The sequence below is a fragment of the Bacteroidales bacterium genome (assembly GCA_013141385.1).
Lineage (GTDB): Bacteria > Bacteroidota > Bacteroidia > Bacteroidales > Tenuifilaceae > UBA8529.
In genome coordinates, this window is sequence record JABFRB010000002.1 from 292,530 (window position 1) to 306,128 (window position 13,599).

Here is a 13,599-nt window from a genome sequence, read left to right on the forward strand (position 1 = left end):
TTAAAAATTCATAAATTATGAGAAGTCAGGTAGAAGTTGTATGTAGCAATACAGGAGAAAAAAGGAATATATTACCAGGGCTTAACTTAGCTGAAATCGCTAATGAGTTTAATGTAAAACTTAATAGTGCTATTCTGGGTGCAATGGTAAATAATACGCTTAAAGAATTGAGCTATGAAGTTTATTCACCTAAGACCATACACTTTATAGATATCTCACATCCATCGGGGATGAGAATGTACCAAAGATCTCTCTTCTTTTTACTTCAAAAGGCGGTTAAGGAGCTTATACCTGGTTCAAGTATTCGAGTTGAACATTCTGTATCCAAAGGATTCTATTGCGAAATTGATAATTGCAACCAACCACTAGAACTTCCTCTTATCTTCAACATTGGCGATAAAATGCGTGAGATAATTGCTGCGGATATTCCTTTCAAGCGTGATAAGGTTCTCACTAAGAATGTAGTCGAAATGTTTGAAGAATTGGGGTATACCGAAAAAGCGAAGCTTTTTAAAACACGTCAAAAATTATATACGTCAGTTTACTATTTGGGCGATACGGCAGATTATTTCTTTGGAAGCCTTGTGCCATCAACTGGCTATCTGAAAGTCTTCGACTTAGTGAAATACTATAAAGGAATGCTACTGCGTATCCCTAAAAGGCATAAACCTGAAGAAGTTGAAGATATTGAGATTCAAAATAAAATGTTTGAAATTTTCCAGGAATATAAAGATTGGGTAGACATCCTTGGCGTTGGAAGTGTGGCAACAATTAATGAACATGTTCAAAAGGGCTATTCCAGTGAGTTGATTAAGATATCTGAAGCCCTTCATGAAAAAAAAGTAGCCCAAATTGCCGACAAAATTTATAGTTTGAAAGATAAGGTTCGTGTAGTGCTAATTTCAGGACCATCTTCATCGGGTAAAACTACATTTGCTAAGAGATTATCTATTCAGCTTAAAGTTTCAGGTTTAAAGCCATATACTATTTCTCTAGACAATTATTTTGTTGATAGGGAACATACCCCCAAAGATGAAAATGGAGATTTAGACTACGAGACTCTAAATGCGTTGGATGTTGATCAGTTTAACAAGGATTTGATAAAGTTATTGAATGGCGAGACAGTTGAACTGCCAAAATATTCATTTGAGACGGGTAAACGTTTCTACGATGGAACATCTATGAAAATAGAGTCAAATGGTATAATTGTAATTGAAGGAATTCATGCCCTTACACCAGAACTTACACCTCTTATTCCAATTGAAAAAAAATATAAGATTTACGTATCGGCGCTTACATCACTCTCGTTTGATAGGATGAATAGAATTCCTACCACTGATAATCGGTTAATTCGAAGAATAATTAGGGATTATAAATATAGAGGCTATAGTGCATTAGATACTATTAGACGATGGGATAGTGTTCGTAGAGGTGAAGATAAAAATATTTTCCCGTATCAGGAACACGCGGATGTTATGTTTAACTCAGCTTTGCTCTGTGAACTGAGTGTTCTAAAAAGTTATGCGGAACCAATTCTTTACGAATTGCCATCTACTGAACCTGAGTATTCTGAAGCCTTAAGGTTGTTAAAATTTTTAAGTTATTTCACACCAATTGCAGATAAAGAAATCCCTCCAACGTCAATCCTTAGAGAATTCCTAGGGGGAAGTACATTTTCTTATAAATAATACGTATTGTTAATCATCTGTTTATAAGTTTTTATTTCTATATAATATATTGTTTGACAATGTATTGGATTGATGATAGTAAGTTATTACCTTTGGTGTGGTTTAATACAAGTCAATAATTTAGGGAATTATGTAGGTTATTTATTGCAATAATTTACTATTATTGTACTTGATAAACCTTAAATCAAATAAACTCTAAGTACAGCAACCGTAATGATCAGGACTATCATCTTTCTTTTCAACATGGTAGGGGTGCTTTCCATAAATTTGCTGTTAAGCGAAGATGTATCTCTTTCAGTAGATGTCCCATCAGAAGTTAGTGCTGGTGCTGAATTTGACGTAGAACTTAATTTGAAAAAAGGTTCGATTGAAAGTTTTGCAAGATTCCAGCAGGACTTACCAAATGGACTTACCGCCCAAGCCGTTGATCCTTCCAATGCAAACTTTACATTCGAAAATCAAAAAATCAAAATTATTTGGTTAAAACTACCCTCCGAAAAGGATATAAAGGTTCTATACCGATTAAGAGTTGATGAACGCTTGAAGGGTCAGTTTGATCTTAAAGGAACTTTCTCATACATTGAGGGAAATGAAAGAAAATCGGTTAATATTACTTCTAATACTATTAACATAAAACCCTCTTTACGTATTGATCCTAATCTGATTGTTGATATACAGGAGTTCCAGCAAATGGTTCCAGTTCAACCACCAGTTTCTCTTGTTGCTAAAAATGTTAGATGTATTCGTCAGATTCCAAGTATTGTTGGAGTTGGTAATGAATATACAGTAAATATCTTAGTAAATAAAGGTAGTACAGAGAAGTTTGCAAAGATTGAGGAGGATATACCACAAGGATTTAAAGCGGAACCTATTCAAACCAAAGATGCCATATTTACTTTTAAAGATCAAAAGGTTAAATTTCTTTGGATGAATCTACCTGTCGAACAGCGATTTGTGGTGTCATATAGATTAATTCCAATTAATAAAACAGAGACCAAGCAGTTAATGCTAAAAGGAACATTCTCTTTTATTATCAACGAAGCAACACAGGTTATTGATATTGTTCAGAAAGAAGTTGACCTATCCAACCTTGATCCTAAAAACATTGAAGGTATTATTGCATCGGTTCCAAATCCAACATTTTCATCAAATACTTCTCAAGGTATTGGTAGTAAAAGCTATACCGAACCTAGCGGGGATGGGGGGAAAGAAATTGAAATAAAATACCAGAAGATAGAAGAGAAGAAACAAGTCGTTAACAAAAGAGTATTTGACTTAAAACCATACATGCTTGAACCAGAAAAAGGGGTTTATTATAGGGTGCAAATCGCAGCAGGGCATAAACCCGTAAATATCAAGCAGTATTTTAAGAAGTATAAAATTTCCGAAGAAATTAGAACCGAAGAGCACGAGGGCTGGTATAAGTACTCAGTAGGATCGTTTCCTGCTTATAAAGAGGCAAGAAATTATCGGGTTAATCTTTGGAAAGCAACAACAATTAACGATGCTTTTGTTGCAGCATATAATAATGGAACTCGAATTACAGTTCAAGAAGCATTGATGATTACTAATCAAAAATGGTGTAGATAATTTATTATATACAATATCGCTCATGCATTTTAGGAGTTTTTGCTATAAAATATTTTTAACGTTATTATTGGCTACCCTTGGGTTGATTGGTTTTGCTCAGGAGGACGAAGAATATTGGAAAAAACTCTTAAATGAAGAGGTTGAGGTTGAGAATCCAGTTTATAAACCTGTTATTTCATTAGGAGCTGGAGTATTGAGTTTTTTTGGTGATGTTAAAAACCCAGGAACAAATCTCTTATCGGGTCAAAATGGTTATAAGTTAAACGTTTCGACTTTTGTTGGTAAAAAAAACTTTTTCAAACTTAACTTTTTTGTTCTCTATGGGAGTTTAAATGGGCAGAACTTTAATATCTCCCGTAATATGCAAACCACACTCCCTTTACCAAAAGACGATTTAAACAATGATATTTACCCCAACTCTTCTTTTTCAACAGACATATTTCAACTAGGAGTAAATTTTGAGTACGGATTTGCCCACCTTATTGGAACCTCAAAACAATTTAGACCATTTATGTCTATTGGTATTGCACCATTTATTTATAGTCCCAAAGGTGATTTAACTTATGGTAGTGGGGATAATTACTACCATTTTTGGTCAGATGGTACTATTCGAAATTTTAACCAAGATGGACCCGATGCATGGAAGGCCGAACCTGTGCCATTTGACAGAAAATATGAGACCGATCTATCTGGAGCAAAATTTTTCAAGGACAAGAGTTATTCTCAAAACTCTTTTACAATTCCATTTGAAGTAGGCTTCGATTTCTACCTATCCTATAGAGTTAATCTTAGAGTTGCAACAACGGTGAATTATACACTTACGGATTTATTAGATAACTATGATGCTGAAGTTGCTAAGAAGATAGGGTTAAAATCCAAAGGGTATAATGATATCTTTACATTTACCTACTTTTCAATGAATTTTGACCTTTTCTCAGATCCAAAGACAATTACAATCGAGAAAATGTTTGCAGATATTGATTATGATCCTATTCTAATATCAGATCAAGATAATGATTATATACTCGACATCATTGATGAATGCCCAGATACACCAATTGGTGTTGAGGTTGATTCAATGGGTTGTCCGTTGGATGTTGATAAGGATGGTGTTTTCGATTATCTTGATAAGGAACAAAATACGCCAATAGGGGCAACGATTGATGATAATGGGGTTCAACTATCTCAGGAAAAATTAGCCGAAATGTTTGATCCAAAGAATGCCGTACTAAGAAAGGAAATCAAAGTAATTCCTGTTGCAAAAATTTGGACTCGTAGTATATCATTTACACCGGGTGTTATCCCTGATAAGTTTAAATTTGTTGATACTGATGGTGATGGTTACATATCTTTTACGGAATTGCTAAAAACAATTGACAACTATTTTGATGAAAAGGCAAACCTGAAACCTGAAGATATATACGATTTGAACGACTTCTTTTTCTCTCAATAAACAAATATACCCTAAAAATCAACCAATTAACCCTGTGATAAATCACAGGGTTAATTTTTGCAAAGAGTTCTTATTCATCAGGTAAAATTTTTGTCAAAGAATTTTTATCTAAATGTAGATTAGTATTAAACTATTAGGCTGTTTGTTAATCGAATATTATGAATTGTTTTTTTTGTTTTATAGTAGTGTATGTTCGTTTACACAAAAAGCAGTAAATGAAATATGCTTGGTGATATTTATGACAACTTAATTTGTAGGGTCAACTAAATTGGTAGAATCTGGTAATTTCATAATTAGAGTCTACTTAACTAGAACAATTTGAAACATACAAATAAACAACTGTTTAATCTAATTTTATACCCATGAAAAAATTATTTCTAATCCCATTCATCGCTCTTTTCTGTTGTTTTATTCCGTTTCAGGAAATTGCACAATGGAGGGGCGCTAACCGCGATGGTATTTACAATGAAACAGGTTTGCTAAAACAATGGCCTGAAAATGGACCAAAATTACTTTGGCATTTCGACGAACTAGGTGATGGACATTCATCTGCGACTGTTACATCAAAAGCCATTTTTACTGCCGGAACTATAAATGGAATGGGTGTAATATTTTCATTTGACTTAAATGGTAAACTTCTTTGGAAAAAGGAGTATGGTAAGGAATGGACTGAAAGTTGGCCAGGTGTTCGATCAACGCCGTTATATGTTAATGGAAATATATACTTAATGAGCGGTTATGGTGTGGTTGTATGTTTAGATGCAGAGATTGGTAATATTATTTGGAGTGTTGATTTAATGAAGGATTATGATGGAAAGAATATTGTTTGGGGAGTAACTGAGAATTTACTTGTTGATGGTAATACCCTTTATTGTACGCCAGGAGGTACTGATGCTAATGTAATTGCATTGGATAGAGTTAGTGGTAAACTAATGTGGAAGAGCCAAGGGAAAGGCGAATCGAGTGCATACTGTTCGCCAATGCTTATTAAGTTACCTAATAATAGAATACTTGTAACGATGACTGCTAATTCAATAATTGGAATTGATGCTTCGAATGGAAATTTTTTATGGAGTCATGAGCAGACAAATCAGTATTCAGTTCATGCAAATACTCCTTTATACAGTGATGGGTATATTTATTGTGTTAGCGGGTATGGCAAAGGGAGTGTTTTATTAAAACTTGCAGATGATGGCTCATGTGTAACTGAGGTATGGAGAAACCAAGTCCTTGATAATCGTATGGGTGGTGTTGTTCTCCTCAATGGGAAATTGTACGGTGCAGGGGATAAAAGTAAGAAATGGTTTGTTCTTGATTGGAAAACTGGGAAGGAGTTGAGTTCATCCGAATTATTATCAAAGACAGGAAATACGATTTTTGCAGACGGAATGCTATACTGCTATAGTGAGAATGGCGAGGTTGCGCTTGTAGAACCCAAGGCAGATGGGTTTAATCTTATTAGTAAATTTAAGGTTCCGTTTGGAGCAAATCAGCATTGGGCGCATTTAGTCATTAATGATAAAAAGTTGTATGTTAGGCATGGAACTTCTTTAATGGTTTACTCAATAGCGGCAAACTAATCAAAAAAATATTATCCCGAAAGAAGAATTAATCTTTCGAGATTTTTTATCAATTAAAATAAACGGCATGAAAAAAACACCTGTTATTGCAATTATTTTATTATTAATAGTTTTAATTAATAATGCTCAAGATAATTCAACATGGAGAGGACCTCAAAGGGATGGTATTTATCCAGAAAGAAACCTGTTAACTAAATGGCCTGATAACGGATTAAATTTGATTTGGAAATATGATGGGCTTGGTGTTGGATATACCTCTGCCGCAGTTACTAAAGATAAAGTATTTATTACTGGAACAACGGATAGTACTAGTTACCTTTTTGCATTTAACCATAACGGTGAGTTGCTCTGGAAAAAAGAATTAGGAAAGGAGTGGATTGTTAACTTTCCGGGTGTTCGTTCTACCCCATTAATTTTCGATGGACGTGGTTATGTTTTGAGTGGTCGTGGAGTTATTTACTGCTTTAATCCAGAAAATAGTGAGATACTTTGGACAGTTGATCTTTACAAGCAGTATGATGGAAGAGTTGTGAAATTTGGAATAACTGAAAATCTTTTAATTGATGGGGATAAACTCTTTTGTACGCCGGGTGGGGTTGATGCTAATGTGATAGCACTTAATAGAAAGAACGGTAATCTAATTTGGAAAAGCAAAGGTGTTGGAGAAGTGAGTGCATATTGCTCGCCTATTTTAATTGAATTTAAAGGCACAAAATATCTTTTAACCATTACGGCAAAGTCAATTTTATCGATTAACCCTGAAAATGGTGATGTTGTTTGGAGTCACGATTTATTATACCCGTATGGAATACATGGGAATACTCCTGTTTATCGGGATGGATATATATTTGCAATGAATGGTTGGGAATGGGGGAGCGTGATGTTGAAACTTGCTGAAGATGGTAAGTCGGTTAGCGAGGTATGGAAGAGTAAACTCTTTGATCTCGAACATGGAGGCGTTGTACTTATTGGAAATAATATTTATGGAGCCGATTGGACTACAAAACATTTCTCCTGTGTTGATTGGAATACGGGTGTTGTTAGGGATTCAGTAAAAACAATTTCCCCTTCATCAGTAATAGTCGCAGAAGGACTGATTTATTGCTATACATATGCAGGAGAGGTTGCTTTAGTAAGACCGCTTGATAATGGATTTGAGGTAATTAGCAAATTTAAGGTGGACGGGGTTAAACGGGATCATATTGCTATTCCTGTTATCGATAAAGGACGACTTTATATAAGATATGCTAATACGTTATGGGTATATAATATTTCATCTAAGTAAATGGACTTTTTATTTAACATAAAATATCTAAAATTTCACATTATGAGACAATTAGTGTTCGTTTTTGTTGCAATTACATTTTTCACCCAATGTAATTCAAAACAGGAGATTGCCCAATGGCGTGGTCCAGAAAGAAATGGTATCTACCCCGAGAAAAATTTGCAAACCCAGTGGCCCGATGGTGGTCCAAAACTACTTTGGAAGTACGATAGTTTAGGTTTTGGTTACTCTTCTGCTGCAGTAACCTCTAATAAAGTTTATACTATTGGAACTATTGATAGTATCAGTTATGTTTTTACTTTCAATACTGCAGGAAAATTGTTATGGAAAAAGCCGCTAGGCAAAGATTGGATGGTGAATTGGCCTGGAATGCGTTCAACTCCCATTATTTATAATGGTTTAGGGTACGTATTGAATGGTTATGGTGTAATTTATTGCTTTGATGCAAACAATGGAGAAGTTATCTGGTCAAAGGATATTGTAAAAGAATTCAAAACAATTCTCCCTAAATTCGGACTTTGTGAAAACCTTGTTGTTGATGGAGATAAATTGTTTTGTACTCCTGCAAGCACTGAGGCTACGGTAGTTGCATTGAATCGGAAAACTGGAACTTTAATATGGAAAAGCCAAGGAACTAACGATAGTACAACTTACTGCACACCAATTTTAATAGAATTAGGAGGAAAGAAGTTTTTTATTAATCAAACTAAACAAGGTCTCATTTCTACTAATGCTGAGACAGGAGAACAGGTCTGGAAGTATCCTTTTAAAGGATTTCCAATTTCACATACTCCAATATTTAGAAATGGGTACTTGTTCACTGTTGATGTTTGGAAAGCAGGTAGTGTTATGCTTAAAATTTCTGACGATGGACTAAAGTATACCGAAGTATGGAGGAATTTGAAGTTTGACCCTCAACAAGGAGATGTAGTTGTTTTAAATGATAGAATGTATGGTGCTGGCGATGAAGGAAATAAATTTATGTGTGTTGATTGGAATACGGGTAAAGAGATTTATTCCGACTCAACAAAAGCAGATATAACAAATGTTATTTCAGCCGAAAATCTACTTTATATCTATGAATTAAGAGGCGGTGCCGTTAAGTTGCTAAAGCCAACAGAAAAAGGATTTGAAAAATTGGGCTCTTTTATAGTTAAAGGAGGAACAGCACAATTACATTGCTCTCATCCCGTTATTAAGAATGGTCGACTATATATTCGGCATGATAATTCTCTTTTTGTCTATGACATTGGAAAGTAGTATAAACCAACCATCCATAAAAAATGAGACTTTTAGTTGCTACAATTATTACAATTACATTTTTCATACAGTGTACTTCAAAGCAGGAAATTGCTCAATGGCGCGGGTCTAATCGTGATGGCATTTACCTTGAAAGCAACCTCTTAACTCAATGGTCCGATAGTGGACCCAGATTGCTTTGGCAATACGATAGCCTAGGTCAAGGTTATGCATCTGCTGCAGTGATATCCAATAGGGTTTATACCATTGGTACGGTTGATAGTATCAGCTATATATTTACATTCGATACTGATGGGAACCTACTATGGAGAAAGAAACTTGGTTTGGATTGGATAGAAAGTTGGCCCGGAATACGTTCCACACCAACGATTTATAATGGTTTCGGGTATGTTCTAAATGGACTGGGTGATCTTTACTGTTTTAATGCTGATAATGGCGACATTATTTGGCAAAAGAATATTCTAAAAGTATACAATGGGCGAAACTTGGATTGGGGAATGTCTGAAAATCTTATGATTGAAGGGAATTACCTTTTTTGTACGCCAGGTGGAATTGATAATAATGTTGTAGCATTAAACCGTAACACTGGTGAAACTATTTGGACCAGTAAGGGAAATAGTGATACTGCTGCCTATTGTACTCCAATTCTTATTGATGTTAGAGGGAAGAAATATTTTGTAAATCAGACCCGCAATTCGATTATCTCATTGAATGCTGAGAATGGTGAGATAGCATGGAAATACCCACTCAGTAATGCTATACATCCTAGTACTCCCTACTATCGCGATGGGTATCTTTTCGCCACTGATGGCATTGCAAATGGCAGTATGCAACTAAAAATTTCTGAGGACGGAAGGAGCGTTAGTGAAGTATGGCGGAATTCTGATTTTAATGCTCAATATGGTCATACTGTTGTTCTTGGAAATCGCATATATGGTGTATGTAGTTTTAAGAAAACTTTTAGTTGTATTGACTGGAATACTGGAAAGGAGATATACTCTGATTCAATTAAAGTAGCTCCAATTACAACTATTTCTGATGGAAGAATGCTATACTGCTATTTTGCTTCAATAGGAGAGGTAAAGCTAATAAAACCCACAGAAAATGGGTTTGAAAACAGGGGTCATTTCACGATTAAGGGTAGTAAAAAGGGTCATTTTGCACATCCAGTAATTAAAGATGGAAGACTTTATGTGAGGCATGAAAACTCACTTTTTGTATACGATATTGCTAAAAAGTAATTTTTTAAAATTTTAAAAAGAACCTAGAATGGTCTTTTAAACTAAAGGCTAATTCTGGGTTCTTTACTTTTCCATAACTAATATTAATATCTGCTAGTATTCTTGTTTTGATTCGTACTAGTTTATAATAATTTTGCAACTTGAATTAACCACAATCAACATAAAGAATATGAAAACTAGAAATCTTTTAATAATTAATGTATTTGTATTGTTGTCTATTGCTTGCAGCAGTGGCTATGCACAAACTATCAGCGAATGGAGAGGTTTGGGCAGAACAGGAGTTTATAATGAATCTGGTTTGCTTAAGGTTTGGCCCGAGAATGGCCCTCAGCTAATGTGGTCAAACGAAAACCTACCTCAGGGCTATTCATCGATGTCAGTCGCAAACGGTATTGTGTACCTCACTGGCATAAAGGACAGTATGGACGTGTTAGTTGCCTTTGATATGATTGGAAACATTAAATGGCAAACCCCTTATGGTCATACTTGGGTTGGTTCATTCCCCGAAAGCCGTTCGACTCCTACTGTTGAGGGGGATAGGGTCTATGTTACGAGTGGATTAGGGTATATTGCTTGTTTAAATGCTATATATGGGCAAGTTATATGGCAAGTTAATGGATATAAAAAGTTTGGAGGCAGGTTTGGTAGCTGGGGCTATACAGAATCACCACTCATTGTTGATAATAAGGTAATATTTACTCCCTGTGGGGAGAATACAACAATAGTTGCTTTAGATAAAAATACTGGAGAAACTATTTGGCAGAGTAAAAGCATGAAGGATACTGTTGCTTACGTATCTCCTTTGTTGGTTAAAGAAGGTGAAAAGAATTTAATTATTACAATTACAGGTACATATTTGCTGGTTGTTGATGCTGATAATGGAGAAATCTTAAGTAGCAGCAATTATGCAGGACTCAAAAATGAGAAATCGATAAAAGCATGGCCGGGTGCTCCTTATACTAATACAAATACTCCAATTTATAAGGATCATAAGATATATATCACAGGAGGTTATGATCACGTAGGTGCTATGTATAGCCTATCCAACGATTTCAAAACCTTAACTTTGAATTGGACTGATGAAACCCTCGATGTTCATCATGGAGGCGTAGTTTTGGTTGATGGGTATTTATATGGATCAAACTGGATTAATAATAAGATAGGTAAGTGGTGCTGCATTGACTGGAATACTGGAAAAACAATGTACGAAAAGGATTGGAAGACTAAGGGTTCAATAATAGCAAATGACGGGTTGCTTTACTGCTACGAAGAGAAAACAGGCTACATTGCCCTTGTTAAGGCTACTCCAGAAGATTTTGCAATTGTTAGTTCCTTCCAAGTTCAATACGGAAAAGGTCCTTGCTGGTCACATCCTGCAATCAGCAATGGTGTTCTTTATTTAAGACATGGAAGTGCCCTGATGGCATACAAAATAAAGTAATTTTAGAGTTAAACGGATTTGTTTTATTATTGTCTAAATTGGGGGAAGGAGATTTCCTGAAGGGCTTAAAGATTAAACAAATCCGTTTTGCTTTTTATAAAATCATAGATTAGGCTAGAAAACTAATGAAACCCATTGAGAAGTATATAATTTCAGTAATAGTATTTGTCTCGTTATTCGCTTTTATATTCTGGTTTTTGAAAAATCCTGTAAAAGAATTCAGAGTAAGTGTACCTGGTCAGGATAATAGACCCAATAAGGGTTCAGATACAAGTGAGGTTATTAAGATTGGAGAGACTTTCGTTGAGTATACATCTGTAACATCAGGATTAACTGGGAAATGGACTCAATTTAGAGGCGCTGATTTTGATAATATCAACAAAGAAAATATCAAACTTATTGATAAGTGGGGAAAGGAGGGGCCAAGGATTACTTGGAAAGTTGATTTGGGCGAAGGTCATGCTGCACCCGTTGTCTTTAATGGTAAAGTATACCTACTTGATTACAACGAGGCGAAAAAATCAGATGCATTAAGATGTTTTTCATTGGAAACAGGAAAGGAATTATGGCGACGTTCGTATAAGGTGCATATCAAACGTAACCATGGAATGTCTCGTACAATACCTGCAATTAACGAAAAATATATTGTGACAATTGGTCCAAGATGTCAGGTTATGTGTGCCAATCCTCAAACTGGAGAATTGCTTTGGGGTGTAGATTTAGTTAAGGAGTACAAAACCGAAGTACCTTTCTGGTATACAGGTCAATGCCCATTTATTGAGAATGATATTGCGGTTATTGCACCGGGTGGAACTTCATTGCTGATTGGTATAGATTGTGCAACAGGTAAGGTGGTATGGAAAACCCCAAACCCAGATAATTGGAAGATGTCGCATTCATCGGTTATGCCAATGGTATTGGGCGGTAAAAAGATGTATGTTTATGCTGCTGTAGGTGGAATTTGTGGTGTTTCTGCTGATGGTGATGATAGAGGGCAGATACTATGGAAAACCATGGAATTTGCCCCATCGGTTGTTGCTCCATCACCACTAATTCTTGATAATGGAAAGATTTTGATCACAGCAGGTTATGGTGCAGGTTCTATGCTTCTTCAATTGGTTAAGAATGGTGGATCCTTTAATGTTAAGGTATTGCAGAAATACAGACCTTTAGAAGGACTTGCATCCGAACAGCAAACACCAATTTTTATGGGAGGCTATATCTTTTCGATTCAACCTAAGGATGCGGGTGGTTCACGTAATCAGTTTATTTGTTGTAAGGCTGATGATTGTAAAAAAATTCTTTGGACAAGCGGTAAAACAGATAGGTTTGGACTTGGTCCATATACTGTTGCCGATGGAAAGTTTTTTATCCTTAATGATGATGGTGTATTAACCATTGCAAAAGCAACCACATCAGGATGGGTTCTAATGGATAAAACAAATATTATTGAAGGGCAAGATTCATGGGGTCCAATTGCCATTGCCGATGGGCGATTACTGATGAGAACCTCTAAACAGATGGTTTGTATTGATATAAGAGCAAATAACTAATTTTGGAATAATCCTTTTCAATCTCTTTTTGAAAAGAAGTGAATACAAGTATTGAGGAGTTATGGATAGACCAGAATCCCCTCCTTTTTTAAGGAGGGGTAGGGGAGGTAAATTGATAACTATGCAAATTCATAATAGACAAGAATTAAAGGAGAATCGTAGGAGTTTACGTTCCAATCTAACTCCTGCAGAGATTAAATTATGGAATGTCTACAGAATAAACAGTTAGATGGTAGAAAGTTTAGACGTCAGCATAGTATAGGTAATTACATAGTGGATTTTTATTGTTCGGAAGAAAGAATTGCAGTTGAATTAGATGGAGAAATTAATTTTAATTCTGTGAATGAAAAGCGCGATAGTTTGAGAGAAGATTATATTAAGTCCTTAGGAATAAAAGTAGTAAGATTTAACAATAATGATGTATTTGAAAGAATTGATAATGTGTTAAATGGAATTAGGGAGTGTTTTAAATAATTTACCACCCCTACCCCTCCTTAAAAAAAGGAGG

The 13,599-nt window shown here is 35.3% G+C and carries 9 protein-coding genes and 1 pseudogene; all 10 read left to right on the forward strand.

Going from position 1 to position 13,599, the window contains the following annotated elements:
- The first annotated feature begins 17 nt into the window (after nucleotides 1–17).
- Nucleotides 18–1,688 carry a nucleoside kinase gene (locus tag HOO91_02440; GenBank protein NOU16402.1) on the forward strand — a complete coding sequence of 557 codons (1,671 nt, stop codon included), beginning with the start codon at nucleotides 18–20 and terminating at the stop codon, nucleotides 1,686–1,688.
- A gap of 213 nt (nucleotides 1,689–1,901) precedes the next feature.
- Complete coding sequence (locus HOO91_02445; protein NOU16403.1) at nucleotides 1,902–3,278, forward strand: SPOR domain-containing protein; 1,377 nt, start codon at nucleotides 1,902–1,904, stop codon at nucleotides 3,276–3,278.
- Nucleotides 3,279–3,300: 22 nt separating this feature from the next.
- Nucleotides 3,301–4,731 (forward strand): hypothetical protein, encoded by a 1,431-nt coding sequence (locus HOO91_02450; protein ID NOU16404.1) that lies wholly within the window; start codon nucleotides 3,301–3,303, stop codon nucleotides 4,729–4,731.
- Between the two features lie 362 nt (nucleotides 4,732–5,093).
- Nucleotides 5,094–6,311 (forward strand): PQQ-binding-like beta-propeller repeat protein, encoded by a 1,218-nt coding sequence (locus HOO91_02455; GenBank protein ID NOU16405.1) that lies wholly within the window; start codon nucleotides 5,094–5,096, stop codon nucleotides 6,309–6,311.
- A 67-nt stretch (nucleotides 6,312–6,378) separates the two neighbouring features.
- The gene (locus HOO91_02460) at nucleotides 6,379–7,596 is read left to right on the forward strand and encodes a PQQ-like beta-propeller repeat protein (GenBank protein ID NOU16406.1); all 1,218 of its coding nucleotides are present in this window, start codon (nucleotides 6,379–6,381) and stop codon (nucleotides 7,594–7,596) included.
- 42 nt (nucleotides 7,597–7,638) lie between these two features.
- Nucleotides 7,639–8,856: a PQQ-like beta-propeller repeat protein gene (locus HOO91_02465; protein NOU16407.1), complete on the forward strand. Its 1,218-nt coding sequence runs from the start codon at nucleotides 7,639–7,641 to the stop codon at nucleotides 8,854–8,856.
- 23 nt (nucleotides 8,857–8,879) lie between these two features.
- Complete coding sequence (locus tag HOO91_02470) at nucleotides 8,880–10,097, forward strand: PQQ-like beta-propeller repeat protein (GenBank protein ID NOU16408.1); 1,218 nt, start codon at nucleotides 8,880–8,882, stop codon at nucleotides 10,095–10,097.
- 169 nt (nucleotides 10,098–10,266) lie between these two features.
- Complete coding sequence (locus HOO91_02475) at nucleotides 10,267–11,538, forward strand: PQQ-binding-like beta-propeller repeat protein (protein ID NOU16409.1); 1,272 nt, start codon at nucleotides 10,267–10,269, stop codon at nucleotides 11,536–11,538.
- A gap of 125 nt (nucleotides 11,539–11,663) precedes the next feature.
- Nucleotides 11,664–13,091 (forward strand): PQQ-binding-like beta-propeller repeat protein, encoded by a 1,428-nt coding sequence (locus tag HOO91_02480; protein NOU16410.1) that lies wholly within the window; start codon nucleotides 11,664–11,666, stop codon nucleotides 13,089–13,091.
- A 121-nt stretch (nucleotides 13,092–13,212) separates the two neighbouring features.
- Nucleotides 13,213–13,565: pseudogene (locus HOO91_02485) on the forward strand (endonuclease domain-containing protein).
- Nucleotides 13,566–13,599: the final 34 nt, after the last annotated feature.